Below are 19,936 nucleotides of genomic sequence, written 5' to 3' on the forward strand. Positions count from 1 at the left end.
GGCCATCGCCATGCCCCCCACGGATCTTCTCTCGCCGGCCCACCTGTTCTGGCTGCTGCTCGCGCTGTGCCTGGGCGGCTTCGGGCTGCTCTACGCCGTGGTGCGTGATGCCGGGCGCGGCGCGCGGCGCCGGGCGCTCAAGCGGCGCATCGCGGCGCTCGGGCCGCCTGGCGCAGAAGACGACGAGGCGGCCTTCGGAGCCACGCGCGAGGCCATGTCGCAGGCGCGCCAGATGCTGCGCCCGCGCGACGCGGCGGTACCGTGGTTTCTCTTCGCCGGCGATGCGCAGGCCGACCTGCCGTCCCTGCTCTCGACCGCGCGCGCCGAATGCGTGCAGCCCCCGGGCGGCGAGTCGCTCGGCGAACCGTACTGGCGCTGGTGGCTCGGCCGCTCGATGGCCGCCATTGCGCTGCATCCGAGCGCGGTCGGCGAGGCGGCCACCACGCCGCACGCACGCGCGCTGTGGCTTCATGCGCTGCTGGCGCTGGCCGAGCGGCGCGAGCGCATTCCGCTGCATGGCGTGGTGGTGTGCATGGCGGCCAGCGCGCTGCGCGACGCGAACGGCGACCAGGCCAAGCCGCTCGCGACACGCATGCGCCGCATGCTCGACGAAGCGGGCGACATGCTGCGACTGCAGATGCCGGTCTACCTGGTGGTGACCGGCCTCGAGCGCCTGCCCGGCTATGCCACGCTGCGCGGCGCACTCCCCCCCGAGGTGCTGGCCCAGGCCATCGGCCATCGCATGGCCGAGCCGATCGCATCGGGCGAAACGGCGGCCGCGCGGCTCGATGCCGTGTTCGGTCCCTTCGTGCAACAGCTGCATGCGCTGCGCATGGCGCTGCTGCGCGAACAGCCCGGACCGACGGGCCGTCTTGCGGTGCATGAATTCACGGAGGCGGTGCGTGCGCTGCAACCCGGGCTGCGCCAGGTGGCCGACGTGCTGTTCGGGCCCTACGCACGCGGTTCGCGCAAGCCGCGCTGGCGCGGCCTGTACTTCACGGCCGCTGGGTCCGAGGCGACCGGCGGCGCCTTCGTGAACGAACTGTTCGAGCGCTTCCTGCCGGCCGACCAGCCGCTGGTGCGGCCGGGCCGCACGCCGTCGGGCGCGCCGCCCTGACGGCGCGGCCTACTTGGTGTCGATGCGGATCGCGCGCGCGCCGAAGTTCACGTCGAAGGCCTGCGCCTTGCCGGTCTGCACAGGGCGCACTTCGCGCCAGCGTGCGCGGTCGAGGTCGCGGAACGCGGCCATCACGCCGATGGCCTTGGCATCGGCCGGCAGCGTGAGATCGAGCTTTTTGCTCTCGCCGGGACGCAGCAGCACTTCTTCGCGCTGCACGAGTTCGGCACCGAGCGTGGCCTGGTCTTTCTCGAACAGCGAGAAGAAGTCGGCACTCTCGAACGGACCCGGCGACTTGAGCACGTAGACGCGCACCGTCAGCGGCGAGGCGCGGCCGCGCGCATCGGGGTTGGCATCGGCCGCTGCGGCCAGGTTGATCGACACGGTCGTGACGACGGGCTTGGGCGCGCAACCGGCCAGCAGCACACCCGCGCATGCCAGGCCGCAGGCCAGCACCAGGCGCCGCGAACCCGCAGCAAGAGAGCGTCCATAGGACGAATGGCGTGTACCCAGCGTGCGCATGCTATTCCCTTCGTTGCATTGACCGGTTTGGAGGCATCTTTGATTATCACCAGCCAACTCGAACAGGCAACATGCTGACCAACGAACTTGTCGAAGCCCTGCTCACGCCCATCGGCGAGGCATCGCCGTGCGGCGACGATCTCGAATACGACGCGGCCTTCACAGCGCTCTCGGCCGCGTCGCAGGGCAAGCCCGAGCAGCAGTTCGGCGACACCGTGATCCCCGCGGTGGAGCCGGAATGGCGCGAAGTGGCCGAACAGTCCGACGCCATCCTGCGCCGCAGCAAGGACGTGCGCGCCGCGGTGCTGCTGCTGCGCGCCGCAACGCGCCTGCAGGGCGTCGTTGGCTTCGCCGCGGGGCTCCAGCTGTTGATCGGCCTGCTCGACCGCTTCTGGGACGGCATACATCCAATGCTCGATGCCGACGACGGCAACGATCCCACCATGCGCCTCAATGCGCTGGCGCCGCTGTCCGACGAGAACATGGTGCTGCGCGATCTCTACGAGGCGCAGGTCGGCGTCGCCGCGGGCGTCGGTCCGATCCGCGTGCGCGACGTCGCGATCGCGAACAACGCCCTGGGCGTGGGCGGCGACCCCACCTATTCGATGTCGCAGATCCAGGGCGGTCTCGAAGCCCTGCAGGCCGAACGGCCCGAGCTGCTGCAGGCCGCCATCGGCACGACGGCGCAGGTCGAGCAGCTGCAGGCCCTGCTGGTGGAGCGCACCGGGCGCGCCGACGCGATCGACTTGGGCGCACTGCGCGGCATCGCGCGCATGCTGCAGAAGGCCTGCAGCCTTGCGAGCGGTGTGCCCGATGACGCGCAGGCCGGGGACGCCGCCGCAGGCGACGAAGCGCAGGCCGCAGGCAACGCGCCGCGCATGGCCGCCGCGCGCGGCGAGATCCAGAGCCGGCAGGACGCACTGCAGATGCTCGACCGCGTGATCCGCTATCTCGAGCAGACCGAACCGGGCAATCCGGCGCCGCTCCTGATCGAACGCGCCAAGAAGCTCATCGGCGTGAGCTTCCTCGAGATCATGGCCAACCTCGCGCCCAACGCGCTCGACACCATCGAGACGGTGACGGGCAAGCGGGCGTCCGAATAAGCCTCTCCATTCAGAGTTTTCGTTTTTCCATCGACCCGCCCCATTCACACCCGCAAGGAGCATCTCCATGGCCAAGAGCAGTCAGAAATTCATCGCCAGAAACCGGGCGCCCCGGGTCCAGATCGAGTACGACGTCGAACTCTACGGCGCCGAGAAGAAGATCCAGCTGCCCTTCGTCATGGGCGTGCTGGCCGACCTGTCGGGCAAGCCCGCCGATCCGCTGGCGCCCGTGGCCGACCGCAAGTTCCTCGAGTTCGACGTCGACAACTTCGACTCGCGCATGAAGGCGATGAAGCCGCGTGCGGCCTTCGCCGTCGAGAACTCGCTGACCGGCGAAGGCGAGCTCAAGGTAGAGCTGACCTTCGAGAGCATGGACGACTTCTCGCCCGCCGCCGTGGCCCGCAAGGTCGGTGCGCTCAGCAAGCTGCTCGAGGCACGCACCCAGCTGTCGAACCTCGTCACCTACATGGACGGCAAGAACGGCGCCGAGGAACTGCTGGCCAAGGTGCTCGAGGACCCGGCGCTCTTGCAGTCGCTCGCGGCCACCCAGAAGCCCGTCGACGACGCCGCCACGTCGCCGCCCGCCGCCTGACGACACCCCTTTTTTTCCATTTCCGCACACCCGGTTCACGAGGAGTAACCCACCATGGCCGAAGCACTCGAACAGAGCGCGTTGAAAGACGTCGCCTATGCGGGCAGCGACTTTTCGTCGCTGCTGCAGAAAGAATTCAAGCCGCGCAGCGATGAAGCCAAGAGCGCGGTCGAAGCCGCCGTGCTCACGCTGGCCCAGCAGGCGCTGGTCAATACCACCGTCATCGGCAAGGACGTCACCAAGTCGATCCAGGCCATGATCGCCGCGATCGACGCCAAGCTGACCGACCAGGTCAACAAGGTCATTCACCACCCCGACTACCAGAAGCTCGAGAGTGCATGGCGCGGCCTGCACTACATGGTCAACAACACCGAGACCGACGAGCACCTGAAGATTCGCGTGATGGACATCTCCAAGCAGGAGCTCGCCAAGACGCTGAAGAAGTTCAAGGGCGCCGCCTGGGACCAGAGCCCGATGTTCAAGAAGGTCTACGAACAGGAATACGGCCAGTTCGGCGGCGAGCCCTTCGGCGCGCTCGTGGGCGACTACCACTTCGACCAGAGCCCGCCCGACGTGGAGATGCTCGGCGAGATGGCGAAGATCGCCGCCTCGGCGCATGCGCCCTTCATCACCGGCGCGAGCCCCAACCTGATGCAGATGGAATCGTGGCAGGAGCTCGCCAATCCGCGCGACCTGACCAAGATCTTCCAGACCCCCGAATACGCCGGCTGGCGCACGCTGCGCGAGTCGGACGACTCCAAGTACCTCGGCCTGTGCATGCCGCGCTTTCTGGCGCGCACGCCGTATGGCGCCAACACCAACCCGGTGGAGGAGTTCGACTTCGAGGAAGACGTGGCCGGCGCCGACCACAGCAAGTACGCCTGGGCCAATGCCGCCTATGCGATGGCCACCAACATCAACCGCTCGTACAAGCTCTACGGCTGGGGTTCGCGCATCCGCGGCATCGAGTCGGGCGGCGCGGTCGAGAACCTGCCGCTGCACACCTTCCCGAGCGACGACGGCGGCGTGGACCAGAAGTGCCCGACCGAGATCGCGATCAGCGACCGGCGCGAGGCCGAGCTGTCGAAGGCCGGCCTGCTCTCGCTGATCCACCGCAAGAACTCGGACTTCGCGGCCTTCATCGGCGCGCAGTCGCTGCACAAGCCGGCAGAGTACGACGACCCCGACGCCACCGCCAACGCCAACCTGGCCGCGCGCCTGCCCTACCTGTTCGCCTGCAACCGCTTCGCGCACTACCTGAAGTGCATCGTGCGCGACAAGGTCGGCAGCTTCAAGGAGAAGAGCGACATGGAGCGCTGGCTCAACAAATGGATCATGAACTACGTCGACGGCGACCCCGTCAACTCGTCCGAGGAGACCAAGGCGCGCAAGCCGCTCGCGGCCGCCGAGGTGGTCGTCGAGGAGGTCGAGGGCAACCCCGGCTACTACAGCTCCAAGTTCTTCCTGCGCCCGCACTACCAGCTCGAAGGCCTCACGGTCTCGCTGCGGCTGGTGTCAAAGCTGCCGTCCGCGAAGGGCGGCAAATAAAGAGAAGAGAAGAGAAAAGAAAACAGGCGCGCGGCCTTTGAAAAAAAGCCTGCTCGCTCGTTCTCAAGACAGCTCCCGGGCACCCACGCTGAAGCGACGCACGGAAGCCCCTTCATCTAGACCACCACTGACTCACACAACTGAAAGGTAAGCATCATGGCTGCAGACATGTTTTTGAAGCTCGAAGGCGTCGACGGCGAATCCAAGGACGACGGACACAAGAAGGAGATCGACGTGCTCTCGTGGAGCTGGGGCGCCAGCCAGTCGGGCACCGGCCACGTCGGCGGCGGCTCGGGCGCCGGCAAGGTCAACGTGCAGGACCTCTCGTTCACCAAGTACGTCGACTCCGCGTCGCACCTGCTGCTGCTCGACTGCTGCAACGGCCAGCACATCAAGAAGGGCGTGCTCACCGTGCGCAAGGCCGGGGCCACACCGCTCGAATACATCAAGCTCACGATGGAAGACATCCTCGTGACCGCCATCAGCACCGGCGGCAGCGGCGGCGAAGACCGCCTGGCCGAGACCATCACGCTGAATTTCTCGAAGTTCAAGTACGAGTACACGCCGCAGAAGTCGGACGGCTCGGGCGACGGCGTGAAGGAAACCGGCTGGGACATCGCTGCGAACAAGAAGGTCTGACGATTGGGGGGCTTTGGCCCCCCTTTATGAGTTCGCCGACGGCGGCCTGGTTGACACCGGGCCGCCGTTTTTTCTGGCTCTTCGCCGATCAGCGTGATCATGCGCGCCGCACTGGTTCACATTCTTGCCGCACTCGTAAAGTGGAGCTTAGTGGTTGCCACCCGCCTCGTGAACTAGTTCCTGGGTCCCAAGCTCGTGCCCTCACAGAATGACCGGCCGCCTCGCGTCACCGTCTCCCTTGCCTCGCGCAAGAAGAGACCGGGCCCGATGCGAACGGCACCGGCCGAACTGGCTCAGGTGAATACACAAGGTTTGCAACACAGGGAGAACGGTCATGACGTGCAGTTATCGGTTGAGGTCGAGCTTTTTTTATCTGGCGTTCGGCGCGCTGGTCGCCGGCTGCGGCGGTGGGGGTGGAGGCGGTGGCGGTTTCCCGTTTCCAGTCGCGGGCGTCCCTGCTCCCGCGCCGCCCGATTCAGGCACGCCGACTCCGGCTCCAGCCCCAGCTCCGGAAGAGCTTCCCGCTTGCCTGGCGATGCCGGGTGAAGGCATGGAGGTCGCGGTCAGCGTCTCGACGACGCTCGGCATTCCGCTGCCGCTGGGCGTTGCCACATTGACCAACGAAGGGCCGAAGGCCTTCGAGGGGCAATCCTTTCCGTCGCTGAGTGTCCGCAGCGTGTTCGAGCGCATGGCGGGCCGCGAGTCGCGCCATTCGCTTCACATGCTGGCCGATGCGCCTTTGCTGCCGGTTGGCGCTACGACTTACTCGGCCGACGATGTCTGGGGGAATCGGCGATACGCCTACACCTACGCCAACCTGACGCTGGCGCAGCTGAGTGCAAAGATCAAAGATGGCACAGCCAGCTTTTCGTGGGGTACTCTGGGCTCGGAGCCTAACTGGGAGTGGCTGAGTGGCCTGACCACGTGGGGTAACAACACGTACATTCTGCCGGACGGCGCGAGGTCGGAGATGCTCAATAACTATGGCGGCCTGTCGATTCCAGACTTGACCCCCGCCATGCCATCCCTGTCGATCTTCAACGCCGACGCGCCGACAACACTGCTCATGCTGGAACGCCGCGCCAGGGGATCGAGTCCGTTCCCCACGAACTTCAGGACTGGCGTCAAGGAACTTACCTTGACCAACGCCGGCCGTGAGGACGTGAAGGTTGGCGAGATCACGTATGCGAAGGCGTGCAAGGTCAACATCGTGGTTCGTCGCGCCGACATGTACATCTATAGCGCAAAGCCGGAGACTCTCGAAACCCGCACTGCCAGCGCATGGTTCGGCCCGTCGGGCCTGGTGAAGGTCGAACTGAACGCCAAGGCGCCCTGACCGCAGCGAGCGCCGGCATGCAACGCCGGCGCGCGCTACTCACTCCGAGGCCACCGGCTCCGCCATGAGCCGCGTGGCCTCGTCGTCTTCTGCATCGGCGATCACCCACAGCGTCAGCGCCGTGTAGTTGTCATGGCCGGGCTTGGCGCGCGCCTTGATCTGGCCGTCGAGCTGCTCGGTCCACTGGCTTGGGGTGCGCGAGGCATGCAGGGTTTCGACCAGGCATTCGTCGCCGAGCGGCTCCCAGACGCCGTCACTGCACAAGAGCAGCACATCCCCAGGCTGCAGCCGCATGCGGTCGGACACCGCGATGTCGGGCGCCTCCTCGAGCGAGCCCAGCGCCGACAGCAGCATGTTGCGCTGCGGATGCAGCCGCGCGCCTTCCTCGTCGAGCATGCCGCCCGCCACCATCTGTTGTACCAGGCTGTGGTCGGTGGTGCGCGCGACGATGGCGCCGCCGCGAAACAGGTAGGCGCGGCTGTCGCCGCTGTGCACCCAGGCGAGCGCATGGTCCTCGAGGTCGATGGCCGCGAACACGACGGTCGAGCGCATGCCCGCGAGCTTGCCGCCCTCGGCCTGGCGCGCCACCACGTCGCGGTTGGCCTGCTCCACCAGGATGCGCAGCACGCCCGCATCGAGGCTCGGTCCGGCCGAGAACGCACCGAGCACGCTCGCGCGCACCGTGGCCGCCGCCACGTCGCCGCCGCCGTGTCCGCCCGCGCCATCGGCCACCAGGCAGGCGACAAAGCGCTCGTCGTGCCAATGGCCATGCACGTCTTCGTTGTAGCTGCGGCCGCCCTGGCGGGACAGCGTGACGATTTCGATTTCCAAGCGGATGCCTCTTGCTTGTCTGGTTGCTGTGCTGCAAAAACTCAGCGGCCCGGGGGCGTGGCGGCGTCGGCCTTGAGCCGCGCCATCTGTTCTTCGTACGCTTCGAGAAAGGCCTTGCCGAAGAGGTTGTGAAAGTCGTCTTCCGCTTCGCTCGCGATGCCGCCGTAGAGCGCCACGAACTGGTCCCAGAGCTTGGCCTTGCGGTTGGCGGCGAACAGCGAATCGAGCGCCGACCTGGCGCTGATCTTCTTTTCGAGCTCGTCGGGTTCGAAACGCGCGATCACGTGCGCGAGCGCCGCGCGCAGGCCCACCATCACGCCGAACTGGTGCGCGCGCAGGTCGTCGAAGGCATCGCGCATCGCGGCTTCGGCCGGCATGAAGCCGCGCACGCCGGGCCCCAGCAGGTGCGCGAGCGCGACCTCCACCGTGGGCGAGAACTTCAGCGGGTTGTTGGCCTGCGATGCGATCATCGTGACCTCGGCGCGCACCTCGCGCTTGAACTCCTGGCGCGTGAGCAGCAGCTGCAGCGTGCCCTCCGTGGTGCTGCGCAGCAGGGTGCCGATGCGCTCCATGAGGCCCGGCGTGAGCACCGCGGGCGGCTGGTGCAGGTTGCCGAGGCCGCGCAGCAAGGCGGCGAGCAGCTCGTCGTCGGTGGCGGAGCGCTCCGTGGCGGCCGCAACAGGACGCTGTGGCACCGGCGCGGGCGCGAACACCGGCGGTGGCGCTGGCGGCAGCTCGCGCGCCGGGGTGTCCGGGCCGCTGATGCGGATCGGCTGGTCCGCAATGTCGTCGAACGCGGGCAGCAGCGGTTCGGCCGGCGCGGGCGGCGGCGTCACGGCCCTGGGTGGCGTGAAGCCGAAATGGTCGATCGGCAGGTGGTCGGCGCGTGGGGTCGGCGTGGCTGGCGCCGGGCGCTGCAGCGCCGCGAGCGGGTCGGCCGACGATGCGGTGTTCGGCTGCAGCAGCGGATCGGCGAGCGGCGACAGGGCCAGCGGATCGCCGCCGATGCCGCCGGCACCCGCCGTGCCACCGAAGAGCGCGTCGATGCCCTCCGCCTTGCCGTGCGCGGGCGGCGCGCCGAGGTCGGAAAAATCTTCGAGCGCGCCCATGCCCGCGGCCGGCGCCGACGCCGCATCGGCGCCGAGCAGGCCGGCGAAGGGATCGACCTGCGCTGCCTGCGCATTGCGCGAGCCGGTGGCCATCGGGTCGGGGAAGAGCAGCGGGTCGGCGGACGCGGGCGCCTTCGCGTGCGGGGCGGCAGCGGGTGCGGCGGCCGGCGAGCCCAGGCCCGCGAGCAGGTCGGCGAACGGATCGTCGCTGCTGCTGGCCGGCGCTGCCGGTGCGGGCGCACCCGGTGCCACGGTGTGGGGAATGGCAAGTGCCGGCGGCATCGCGGCCGTCACGCGCACGCCGAGTTCGAAGCTGCCGATGACGAGCCGCACGCCATCACTGAGCGGTGCCTCCTTGCCCGCGCCCAGCGACACGCCGTTGCACTGCATCGGGTTGCTGCCGCGGTCGATGATGAAGTACTGGCCATCGCGGCACAGCACCTGCGCATGCACGCGCGAGACGGTGCGGTCGGGATCGTCCAGCACGAGCGTGTTGGTTTCGGCGCGGCCGATGGTGCCGCCGTTGGGGCCGAAGTCGGCGGCGATGGCCGGGCCTGCCGCAGCGCCTTGCCGGGTGATGACAGCGATATGGATCATGAATCGGCCCTCGGGGCAGCTAGGCCCGAATACAGCCCGTGCGCGCGCGGGCGAAGATGTCCGAAGGAGTATTCATTCCAGTGCGCGGATTGGCAATCTCGCCGGAAGAGATATGCCGTGGCCGCGATGACGTGTGTGCCTCAAGGCGCCAGCAGCAGCACGAGCGTCTGGCTCGGCACGGTGCGCACGCCGGGACAGTTGGTGCTGTTCTGCAAGGAGGTGCTGGTCAGGCGGGTGGCGGGCATGCTGTTCAGCAACACCGTGAACGCACCCGTCAGGTGCCGGCTCGGGCCCATGACGGTTCCCGAGGCCACGCCGAGCAGCACGCCCGCGTTGTCGCCGTTGGTCATCGGAATGGTCGTGCCGAGGTTGTGGGCCGGCGTGCCCATGAACAGGATGGTCGGACAGTTCGGAATGGCCATCGGCCCCATCGCGATGTTCGGATAGGGGACCGGAATCGGCGATGGCGCAGCGGGCGTGATGCAGACGTCGGGGAACCCCATGTCCGTGCCCATCATCTGGCAGTTGGCGAACATGCGCGTCCTCAGCCGAAATGGATTTGCGCGCCGCGCGTCTTCACCAGCTTCGCGCCGTTGATGAGCGCATGCTCGCCGCGCAAGTGGAGCAGCTGCGCGGCATCGCATTCGATGTGGTCGGCGCTGACGCGGTCGAGCCCGCGCGTGGTCCGCAGGTAGTGCTGGCTGAAATGGTTGACGCGGTCCATCACGGTGCTGAGCACGCTTCCGACCAGCTTGACCGTGCCGGCAATCAGGCGCACGCGCTCGCCGACGTACTCGGCCGCGTCGATCGACACGGCGGCGGTGTCGGCCCGCATCTCGAGGCGCGAAGACTTCATCTGCAGCTGCTCGGCCTCGAGCGCGAGCCGGCCACCTTCCACGACGAAGCGCGTGTCGCCGCTGCACTGAAGCAGGCGCTCCTGCGCGCCGGCGCAGCGCTCCAGCACGCCCAGCACCCAGACGTCGTCCGGCGCAGCGCCGAAGCACAGCACGGTGTCCCCGGCGATGGGCGCGAGCAGGCAACTGGCCGCCGTACGAACGCGCGTGAATGCCTCGCCGTTCCGGATGCATGGCTGACCGTCGTCGCCTGCTTCCAGCAGCGCGGTCCAGCAGTGCTCGGGATGGCCGGCGTGGGGCGGTTGGACGGCAGCAGCGGGGCGGCTTCGGTGCAGCGCGGCGTCGGCCCTGCGAGGTGTGTGGCGAGAGGTGGTCTTCATGGCAGCACTTCCATCAAAAGAAATCGAGCGGCATCGGCAGGCGAACATCAGACCGGGACAGGCCGCCAGTCCTCGGCCTGCGCGAGGTCGGCGTCGGTCTCCAGTGCCCGCGCGCGGTCGTCCATCCGGGCGTCGTCGGTCTTCGCGCGGTGCAGGCAGGCACGGGCCAGGGTCGCGTCGCTCAGGTCCGCGCGCTGGAGGTTGGCGTGGCGCAGATCGGCATAGGTCAGGTCGGCGCCAACGAACCGTGCGCCGTCAAGGCTCGCGCCTGCAAAGTGCACCTGGTAGAGCTGTGCAGCGCTGAAGTTGGCTTGCGGCAGGCGGGCACCTGTGAACAGCGCCTGGGCCAGCTTGGCGTGGCTGAAATCCACGCCCGCCCCCTCGGCTTCGCAGAAGAGTGCGAGCGGCGCATCGATGCGGTCGAAGCGGGCCTCGTCGAGCTTGGCCGATTGGAAGTTGCACTGGCGCAGCGCGGCGCCGCTGAAAAGCGCGCCGCGCAGGTCGGCGCCTGCGAACTGGCAGCTCTCGAGCGCCACGCCCTCGAACGAGACGCCCGCGAGCTGGGTCGTCGAGAACGCGGTGCGCAGCAGGGTGGCGCCCTGCCATCCGACATGGCGCAGGTCGCAACCGGCGACCGTGGTGTGGACCCAGCGCGTGTTCTCCGCCCCCACGTCGAGCAGGCTGCTCTCGGTCAGCACGCTGGCATCGAGCAGCGCGCCGCGCAGCATCGCGTGGTCCAGGCGTGAGCGGGTGCAGGCGAGCATGCTCAGGTCGGCATCCGTGAGGTTGACATGCGATGCGTCGCACTCGCTGAGCACGGCCGCGTGCAGGGCCGCCGCGCGCAGATCGGCGTGCGCCATCTGGCATTGATTGAAGACGGCGCGCTGCAGCCGCGCACCGCCCAGCAATGCCCCTCGCAGGTCGCACTGATTGAAGACCGCCTCGCGCAGGTCGGCCCGGCGCAGGTCGGCCTTGGAGAAATCGGTGCGATCGAACAAGGCACCGGCCAGGCTGGCGTTCGCGAAGTGGCCGCCCGAGAGGTCCAGGTCGGGAATCGATTCGCCGAGCAGCACGGCAAGTACCAGCGTGGTCGCGTTCATCTTGATTTCGAGGTCCTCATGCGCCGGCAGCGTGCTGTTCGGGCGTGAGCCGCGGCCAGGTGCGCGCGCGCTTCAGCAGCGCGCCTTCGAAGCGCACGCCAGCATCGAGCCGGGCACGCGACAGGTCGGCCCCGAAGAGATTGCTGTTGCGCAGATCGGCGCCGCGCAGATCGGCATGCTGCAGGATCGCGTCGCTGAAGTTCACACCCGCGAGGCGCGCGCCCTGCAGCGCGGTGCGGCGCAGCAGGGCGCCTTTGGCCGAAGCCATGCGCCAGTCGCTGTCCGGCAGGAGGGCTTCGCAGAAGTTGGCGCCGTCGACCACGCTGCCGACCAGGCGCGCACGGGACATGTCCGAGCCGCCGAAATTGACACCCTGCATCCGCGCCCCGGAAAAATCCGCGTCGGCCAAGGAGCAATGCTGCGCGAAGACCATGCCGCCGCCGGTCGCGCCGCCGAAGCGTGCGCCTTCGAGCTGGCAGGTCACGAGATTGGCCTGCGCCAGATTCGCTTCGCGGAAGTCCGCCCCGGTGAGGTCGCACTCGACGAACTGACACCCCGCCAGCCCGGCTTCGCCGAGCCGCAGGCCCGGCAGCGCCAGGCGATAGAAAAGTTGCTCCTGGGCCTGGAGGCCGTGCGCATCGGCGCCCTCCCAGCGCGTGCCGATGAGCATTGCGCCCTTGATGCGAGCACGGCGCAGTGCCAGGCCGCCGAGGTCCGCTTGCGAGAGTTGCGTGTCGCTGAAGTCGGCCTCGTCGAACACCGCGCCCTGCCACCGGGTACGGCCCAGGTTCGCACCGCGCAGCACAGTGCCAATGCCGATGGCACCGTCGAGCCTGGCATGCGCCAGGACCGCCGAAGTGAGGTTCGCGCCCGACAGGTTGGCCTTCGTGAGGTCTGCGCTTTCGAGCCAGGCGCCCGCGAAGTTGACGCCGCGCAGATCGAGGCCCGAGAGATCGGCACCGGTGAAGTCCATGCCACTGAAGAAGCGCAACCCGCCCGCAAGCGCCTGCTTCAACCCGTCGCGCAGGGTGGCCGCCTGCGCTGGCGCCATGGCAGGTGCGGGCGACTGCTCGTGCGCGCCTTGCAGGTAGCCCACCCGCTCCATCGCTTCCTGCTGCAGCAGCTTGGCGCGCGTGGCTGACAGATCGAAGGTGCCGGTCGCCCCGGCGTTGGCCGCCTGCAGTCGCTCGAGCGCCACGTCGGCGTTGAACGTTGGCGGCCCGCGGTGCGGCAACGGCTTCATCGCCTTATGCGCCTTGGACGAGGCCGCCGCCCTTTCGAGGGCATCGAGAACGTCGTCGATGGCCGCCAGTTGCTGCTGCTCGGCTTCGACGATCTTCTTCTTGAGAAAAGGGACGCGCTGCGCCGGCGTGGGCAGCGTCTCGCGCGGGGGCATGACCACGCCCAGGGCGTCCGGGTCGCGGCCGCTGGCGCGCAGGTCTTCGCGTGCCAGTGCCACGTCGACTTCCGCACGGCGGCGTTGTGCTTCGGCCTGCAGGCCCTGGCTCGCGAATGCCTCCGCAGCGCGCTCGGCTTCCGGGTCGACGGCATCGAGGCCTTCGGGCAGCAGGTCGCTGTCGTCCAGGCATTCGATGCCGCCCCAGCGCGGATCGGCGCGGCGCGCGAGCGCGTCGAGGTAGTGGTGATCAGGGCGCGGCGCGTCGAGCCGCTCGACGGCGCCGAGCAGTCCGTGCACGTCGCCGCCATCGTCCCGCGCCACTTCGGCCAGCCCCTGGAACAGCAGCAGCGCCCGCTCGGCATGCGGAAAGAACCAGGCCGTCGTCAGGCGCAGCGGAACTTCGCGCAGGCGCGGCGCGGTGGCGCCCGCGGCGCGATAGTCGGCAAACACGCGTGCGCGCAGGCCGGGCAGACGCCCCTCGACCGACGCCTTCTGCGGGTGCATGTGATCGAATGCGAAGGGCTCGTCGCCGCGCAGAGGCGCATCGAACCACTGGTCCGCCGGTGCAAGGTTGAAGTAGCGCCAGTCCAGGTCGGGCGCGAAGCCTGGCGCGTGCATCTTCAGATAGTCCGCGTCATAGGTGCCGCGATAGCGTGCACGCTCGGGATGCATCGGCCCGCGCGCGCCGAAGCCTGCGGGCACCACGCGCTGGTCGGGGTGGCGCAGCGGATCGCCGGGCAGCTCGATGTTCGGCAGCCGGTGGACCCCATCCTGCGGCGCCGCCCCGACGCCGTCCGGATTGCCCGGCTCCGGGGGCCCGCCCCAGGCGCGCGCCCATTCGATCGGCATCTCGTCGAACGCGGCGGGCGCGGTCGCGTTCACGCCCTCCCACCGGCGGTCGCCGAAGACCAGCAGGCTCTTGCTGCGGCTGCCCACGCGCGCGCGCACGGCACATGCGCCCCGCGCGTCCTTCGGCGCGAAGGCCTTGCCGTGCACCAGGAACTCCGACGTGAGCTTGGCCACCCCCTCGTCCACCAGCGGCACCGACATCTCGTGGCCGATGAAGTTCCATGCCGACTGCTCGCCCCAGAGCGTCCCGCCGGCGGCCTGAGCAAAGGGAACGTGCAGCATCGCTGTCACGCACAGGCCGAATCGCTTGCGGTACTCGATCGGACGGGTGGTCAGGCAGACTGCCTGGGGTTTGACGACTTGCATGGTGGCCTCGCGCGGTGGAGCTCGCGTCACTCCTGCGTCGGATTGCCGGCGTCGTCGCGGTCCAGCAGGTCGCCGGCCTCGCGCTCGGTGCCGATCGCATTGGGGAACAAGCCAAGGGCCGCGTAGATCACGCCGCCCGCGCCCAAGGTCCCTACCGTCACCACTGCATCGTCGCGGTTTTCGCCCACCATGCTGCGCATGCGCGTGAGACGCCCGCGCATGCCCGGAATCTTGTCGATGTCATTGCTCGACAGGATTTCCGTCAGGAGCTTGTGCGCATCGTTGTATTGCTCGCCGAACGACGCGGCGCCGCTGAGATAGGACACGGCGCCGTAGCCCAGGCTTGTGACCGCCCCGGCAGTCCCCGCTTTCGCCATCAAGGCGGTCGCCGGGTCGCCGTTGCCGGCGCCAGCGCCGGGCATGATCGAATGCAACGGCGCCTGCCGCACCGAGGTTCCGTCGCGCTGGATGTTCAGTCCCGCCACCGAGCCCATGCTGATGGCCAGCGTGTTCTCGACCTTGAGGCCCAGGAAGTTCGACATGGCGACGCCCAGCGCGTTGTCCATGCTCAGGCCCATGAAGGTCGATCGGGTCACACCGAGATTGAAGTCGGTGTTGATGCCCATGTACCCACTCGAGTTCGGGCCCAGCACCGTGGTGTTCGAGCCCACGGAAACGGTGTTGATGTTGCCCACCGCCACCATGTTGAGCTCGGTGTTGCTCACCAGCGTGTACTTCTGGAAGGCCGCCGCATAGGGTGCGGCGTTGGCATCGATCTTCATCGAATTGGCGCCCGTCACCTTGAACTCCATGTGGCCGGCTTCGAACAGCATGGTCGGTGCCTTGTACTTCACCCCGCCCTGCACCGTGACCGTCTGCGTGCCGATGACGGTGCGGGTCTCGTTGCCGCCCGTGATGTCGGTGCGGTTGCCGTCGGCCTGGATCTTGTGATGGCCCTTCACCAGCAGCGCATGGTCGATGTCGACGTTCGTGGTCTGGTAGCCGACGATGTGGTTGTCCTGGTTCTTGCCGACCGTGAGTTTCTGGAACTGCCGAATCTCCGTGGTGTCGTTGTTCTCCACCGTCGTCTTGCGGTTGCGCACGATGGTGGAGGTCTGGTCGCGCTTCACCGTCACCGACTGGTCGCGGTCCACCGAGGTCGAGTCGTCGAGCTCCACGCTGCGGCTCATGTTCCGCTCGGCATGGATGTTGATGTTCTCGGCGCCCTTCTTGTCCTCGAACATGATCTCGTTGTAGTTCGCGGGGCCGCCGCCGGGCGTGGAGCGGGTCTTGAAGCCGCTCTGCGTGGGCGACTTGTAGGGAATCGGCTGGTCGTCGTTGTAGACGCGGCCCACGATCACGGGCCGGTCGGGGTCGCCGTTGAGGAAGTCGACGATCACCTCCTGGCCGATGCGCGGGACGAAATACCCGCCCCAGCCCTTGCCGCCCCACGGCTGTGACACGCGCACCCAGCAGGTCGACTTCTCGTTGCTCTCGTCGTAGCGGTCCCAATGAAAGTGCACCTTCACGCGGCCGTGATCGTCGACGTGCAGTTCGTCGCCCGCCGGGCCGACCACGATGGCGGTCTGTGGCCCCGGCATGGTCACGCGTGGCGTGAGGCGCGGCGGCCTGAAGGCGCGCTCCATCGGCAGCGCCGTGATCAGGAACGCGCTGGCGCCCGGCTGCGCGGTGTTGAGCACGGGCGTGCCGGCGATCAGGTCCTCGAGCACCTCCAGCGTGTCGGCGTTCACCGCATCGTCTCGCAGCGCTTCGGCCAGCACCGCATGCACATGGCGGGGCGCCGCGGCACTGGCGTCGACGCTCTCGTAGCCGTGGTGGCTCACCATGAAGGTGCAGGCCGCAATGACATAGTCGCCGTTGCGGGTGCCGTCGGGATCGCCTTCGAACTTGAAGCTGCGCCCCGCGGCCACGTCGGGCCAGCTGGTGAGGGCCCAGTGCCGGTCGCGGCGCGCATTGAGCTCTTCGCCGCGCCACTTGGTGCGGTTCTCGCCGTCGTCGCCGTTGAAGTAGCCGCCGGGAAATTCGAATTCCTCGAAGTCGGCGAGTTCGTGGTCGTCGCTCGCATCGATCTCGAGGTTGAGCTTCTTCTTGATCGCCTTGAAGTCGCTGTCGCGCGACGCCTGCTTGCCGGTGTCGAACTGGCGCGCGCTCACCCAGCGCGTGATCTCTGCGTGCCGCGCCTCGCTCGCGCCGTCGAGCGCGTAGTGCAGCGTGTCGACGACCGGCAGCTTCTCATGCGCCAGGTCGCTCGCGTCCGACAGGTGCATGGTGCCCGGCGCATCGTGCGCATCGAACCAGTAGTAGATGCCCTCGTCCTCGAGCAGGCGCGACAGGAACTGGTAGTCGCTCTCCTGGTGCTGCACGCAGTAGCGCCGCGGCGTGTGGGTGCCGATCACGTTGCCGGCCTTGGTCTTCTTGAAGCGCTTGATCGGGCTGTCCTCGAACACCGCGTCGAGCACCTCGAGCACCTTCTTGTCCTGCAGGATGCGCGAGTTGGTGCGCTTGGTCAAAAGCCAGAACCACGAGCGCAGCGTGATGCGGTATTCGAAATGCCGGCCCACGTGCCCGCTGCGCACGAAGCGCACCGCATGCCCCTGGCAGTGCCGCTCGTGCCCGCCGCCGTCGGCGTCCTCGAACTCGATCACCACGTCGAACGCACGCCCGAGAATGTCCGTGGCATCGATCGCCTTGTTCGTCGACAGCACCGTGAGTTCGTAGGTCGAAGGGCGCGCCAGCGCCTCGTGGCCCACGATGCGCCAGAACATCAGGTCGTCCTTGGCGGGTGAATCGGATTCGATGCGGAACGCGTGGTCGGCCATGGGGTTCTCTTGTGGGAAGCCTCGGAAGCTGCGAATCAGTCGAAGGCGTAGGTGAAGTCGGCGTCTTTCACGTCCAGGGCCACGCGGCGGATCTCGCCGCCCGACGCCAGCCGCTGCAGGTACTCGACCGAGATGGTGGGCAGCACGGTGTTGGTCAGGATCGCGTCGATCACGCGCCCGCCCGACTCCGGGTCCTGGCAGCGCGCGACCACCTGTTCGACCACCGCTTCGCTGTACTCGAAGGGCACGCCGTGGTTCGTCTCCACGCGCTTCTTGATGCGGCCCAGCTGCAGCCGAACGATCTTCTTCATCATCTCGGGCGACAGCGGGTAGTACGGAATGGTGACGATGCGCCCCAGCAGCGCGGGCGGGAACACCTTCATGAGCGGCGCCTTCAGCGCATCGGCCAGCGCGTTCGGCTCGGGCAGCAGCTCGGGGTCGCGGCACATGCTCATCACGAGCTCGCTGCCGGCGTTGGTGGTGAGCAGGATGATCGTGTTCTTGAAGTCGATCATGCGGCCCTCGCCGTCCTCCATCCAGCCCTTGTCGAAGACCTGGAAGAAGATCTCGTGCACGTCGGGGTGGGCCTTCTCGACCTCGTCGAGCAGCACCACGCTGTAGGGCCGGCGGCGCACCGCCTCGGTCAGGATGCCGCCCTCGCCGTAGCCGACGTAGCCCGGGGGCGCGCCCTTGAGCGTGGAGACGGTGTGCGCCTCCTGGAACTCGCTCATGTTGATGGTGATGATGTTCTGCTCGCCGCCGTAGAGCGCCTCGGCCAGCGCGAGCGCGGTCTCGGTCTTGCCCACGCCCGAGGTGCCGCAGAGCATGAACACGCCGATCGGCTTCTGCGGGTTGTCGAGCCGTGCGCGCGAGGTCTGGATGCGGCGCGCAATCATCTCGAGCCCGTGCTTCTGGCCGATGACGCGCTGGTTCAGCGTGTCGGCGAGCTTGAGCACCGCCTCGACCTCGTTCTTGACCATGCGGCCGACCGGGATGCCGGTCCAGTCGGCCACCACCGAGGCCACGGCCTGTTCGTCGACCGAGGGCAGGATCAGCGGCGACTCGCCTTGCACAACGTGGATCTTCGCCTGCAGCGCATGCAGCTCTTCAAGCAGCGCCGCGCGGTTGTCGCTTCCACCCCCACCCTCCCCCGGTGGGGGAGGGAGTGAAGCGTCCACCGGCTTGTTCCCACCCCGCAGCTTCGCCCGCAGTTCGAGCAGCCGGTCGACCAGCCCCTTCTCCTCCTGCCAGCGCGCATTGAGTGCCACGAGCTGCGTCTTCGACTCGTCGAGCAGCGTCGCCACCTGCGCAGCACGCTTCGTCACGTCGATGCCGATGGCCTCCTCGCGGCCGATGATCTCCTGCTCGACCGTGAGGCCCTCGATACGGCGCATGCAGTCTTCCACCTCGGGCGGCGTGGCGTGCTGCGACACGGCCACGCGCGCGCAGGCGGTGTCGAGCAGGCTCACGGCCTTGTCGGGCAGCTGGCGCGCAGGAATGTAGCGGTGGCTCAGCTTCACGGCCGCCTCAATGGCCTCGTCGAGCAATTGCACGCGGTGGTGCTTCTCGAGCACGCTGGCCACGCCGCGCAGCATCAGGATCGCCTTGGTCTCGTCGGGCTCGGGCACCTGCACCACCTGGAAGCGCCGCGTGAGCGCCGGGTCCTTCTCGATGTACTTCTTGTACTCGGCCCAGGTGGTGGCGCCGATGGTGCGCAGGTTGCCGCGTGCGAGCGCGGGCTTCAGCAGGTTGGCCGCGTCGCCGGTGCCGGCCGCACCGCCCGCGCCCACCAGCGTGTGGATCTCGTCGATGAAAAGGATGATCGGCGTGGGCGAGCTCTGCACCTCGTCGATCACCTGGCGCAGCCGCTGCTCGAACTCGCCCTTCATGCTTGCGCCGGCCTGCAGCAGGCCAAGGTCGAGCGTGAGCAGCTTCACGTCCTTGAGCTGCGGCGGCACGTCGCCGCGCGCCAGGCGCTGCGCGAAGCCCTCGACCACCGCCGTCTTGCCCACGCCGGCCTCGCCGGTGAGCAGCGGGTTGTTCTGGCGCCGGCGCATCAGGATGTCGACGATCTGGCGGATCTCCTCGTCGCGCCCGGTCACAGGGTCCATCTCGCCCTTCTTCGCCTTCTCGGTGAGGTCGACCGCGAACTTCTTGAGCGCGTCGCCCTTGCCCATCGCGGCCGGCGCCATCGCGCCGGTATCTTCGCCGGGCGCCCCTTGCCCCAAGCCCGTGCCGTCCTGCGCGCGCATCTGCGCTTCGGGCGAGGCGTCGCATATCTTCGCGAAGTTGTCGCACAAGTCCTCGAGCTTGATCTTCTCGAACTGCTTCGACAGGTTGAACAGCGGATTGCGCAGGCTCTGCGTCTTGAGCATGCCCACAACGAGGTAGCCGGTGCGCACCTGCGCCTCGCCGAACTGAAGCGTGGCATAGGTCCAGGCGCGCTCGATCGCGTTCTCGATGTGCGGCGAGAAGTCGCTGATCGCGGTGGCGCCGCGCGGCAGGCGGTCGAGCGCGGCCGTCATGTCCTTGGCGATCACCGACACGTCGAGGCCGTAGTGCTGGATCACGCGGTGCAGGTCCGAGTCCTGCGCCTGCAGCAGCTGGGCGAACCAGTGCTCGAGTTCCACGTAGGGGTTGCCGCGCATCTTGCAGAACACGGTCGCGCCCTCGATGGCCTTGTAGGCCAGCGCATTCAGTTTGCCGAAAAGGGCTGTGCGGCTGATTTCACTCATGGAGGACTCCGTATCTCTT

At 68.1% G+C, this 19,936-nt stretch carries 15 protein-coding genes; 6 read left to right on the plus strand and 9 right to left on the minus strand.

The features are described from left to right. Window positions 1–10: 10 nt before the first annotated feature. The gene (locus tag AC3A6G_RS19790; protein WP_487861364.1) at window positions 11–1,117 is read left to right on the plus strand and encodes a type VI secretion system protein; all 1,107 of its coding nucleotides are present in this window, start codon (window positions 11–13) and stop codon (window positions 1,115–1,117) included. Window positions 1,118–1,126: 9 nt separating this feature from the next. On the opposite strand, the gene tssJ is transcribed toward AC3A6G_RS19790, so the two are convergent. Further along, a complete protein-coding gene (gene tssJ / locus AC3A6G_RS19795) occupies window positions 1,127–1,639 on the minus strand; it encodes a type VI secretion system lipoprotein TssJ (protein WP_487861363.1) in 513 nt (170 codons plus the stop codon). 71 nt (window positions 1,640–1,710) lie between these two features. On the opposite strand from tssJ, the gene tssA reads away from it, so the two are divergent. The 5 genes from tssA (at window position 1,711) to AC3A6G_RS19820 (ending at window position 6,857) form a co-directional block, all read left to right on the plus strand. Next, window positions 1,711–2,742 (plus strand): type VI secretion system protein TssA, encoded by a 1,032-nt coding sequence (gene tssA / locus AC3A6G_RS19800; RefSeq protein WP_487861362.1) that lies wholly within the window; start codon window positions 1,711–1,713, stop codon window positions 2,740–2,742. Between the two features lie 67 nt (window positions 2,743–2,809). Continuing rightward, complete coding sequence (tssB, locus tag AC3A6G_RS19805) at window positions 2,810–3,334, plus strand: type VI secretion system contractile sheath small subunit (protein ID WP_487861361.1); 525 nt, start codon at window positions 2,810–2,812, stop codon at window positions 3,332–3,334. A 54-nt stretch (window positions 3,335–3,388) separates the two neighbouring features. Beyond that, window positions 3,389–4,882: a type VI secretion system contractile sheath large subunit gene (gene tssC, locus AC3A6G_RS19810; RefSeq protein WP_487861360.1), complete on the plus strand. Its 1,494-nt coding sequence runs from the start codon at window positions 3,389–3,391 to the stop codon at window positions 4,880–4,882. 156 nt (window positions 4,883–5,038) lie between these two features. After that, on the plus strand, window positions 5,039–5,521 hold the full coding sequence (locus AC3A6G_RS19815; protein WP_487861359.1) for an Hcp family type VI secretion system effector: 483 nt from the start codon (window positions 5,039–5,041) through the stop codon (window positions 5,519–5,521). 334 nt (window positions 5,522–5,855) lie between these two features. Next, on the plus strand, window positions 5,856–6,857 hold the full coding sequence (locus AC3A6G_RS19820; RefSeq protein ID WP_487861358.1) for a hypothetical protein: 1,002 nt from the start codon (window positions 5,856–5,858) through the stop codon (window positions 6,855–6,857). 39 nt (window positions 6,858–6,896) lie between these two features. Here the strand turns inward: AC3A6G_RS19820 and AC3A6G_RS19825 are convergent, their stop codons facing one another. From AC3A6G_RS19825 to tssH, 8 genes are all read right to left on the minus strand, one after another. Continuing rightward, window positions 6,897–7,688, minus strand: a complete 792-nt coding sequence (locus AC3A6G_RS19825) for a PP2C family protein-serine/threonine phosphatase (protein ID WP_487861357.1) — start codon at window positions 7,686–7,688, stop codon at window positions 6,897–6,899. Window positions 7,689–7,729: 41 nt separating this feature from the next. After that, window positions 7,730–9,394, minus strand: coding sequence for a type VI secretion system-associated FHA domain protein TagH (gene tagH / locus AC3A6G_RS19830; protein ID WP_487861356.1), 1,665 nt, complete (start codon window positions 9,392–9,394; stop codon window positions 7,730–7,732). A gap of 140 nt (window positions 9,395–9,534) precedes the next feature. After that, window positions 9,535–9,930, minus strand: coding sequence for a DUF4150 domain-containing protein (locus AC3A6G_RS19835; RefSeq protein WP_487861355.1), 396 nt, complete (start codon window positions 9,928–9,930; stop codon window positions 9,535–9,537). A gap of 8 nt (window positions 9,931–9,938) precedes the next feature. Continuing rightward, window positions 9,939–10,628 (minus strand): DUF3540 domain-containing protein, encoded by a 690-nt coding sequence (locus tag AC3A6G_RS19840; protein WP_487861354.1) that lies wholly within the window; start codon window positions 10,626–10,628, stop codon window positions 9,939–9,941. A 47-nt stretch (window positions 10,629–10,675) separates the two neighbouring features. Next, window positions 10,676–11,728, minus strand: coding sequence for a pentapeptide repeat-containing protein (locus AC3A6G_RS19845; protein WP_487861353.1), 1,053 nt, complete (start codon window positions 11,726–11,728; stop codon window positions 10,676–10,678). Window positions 11,729–11,744: 16 nt separating this feature from the next. Next, a complete protein-coding gene (locus AC3A6G_RS19850; RefSeq protein ID WP_487861352.1) occupies window positions 11,745–14,342 on the minus strand; it encodes a DUF2169 family type VI secretion system accessory protein in 2,598 nt (865 codons plus the stop codon). A 26-nt stretch (window positions 14,343–14,368) separates the two neighbouring features. Beyond that, window positions 14,369–17,182 (minus strand): type VI secretion system Vgr family protein, encoded by a 2,814-nt coding sequence (locus AC3A6G_RS19855; RefSeq protein WP_487861351.1) that lies wholly within the window; start codon window positions 17,180–17,182, stop codon window positions 14,369–14,371. 35 nt (window positions 17,183–17,217) lie between these two features. After that, window positions 17,218–19,917, minus strand: coding sequence for a type VI secretion system ATPase TssH (tssH, locus tag AC3A6G_RS19860; protein ID WP_487874401.1), 2,700 nt, complete (start codon window positions 19,915–19,917; stop codon window positions 17,218–17,220). Between the last annotated feature and the right edge of the window lie 19 nt (window positions 19,918–19,936).

It is taken from the genome of Variovorax sp. Soil_C_26, assembly GCF_057657075.1.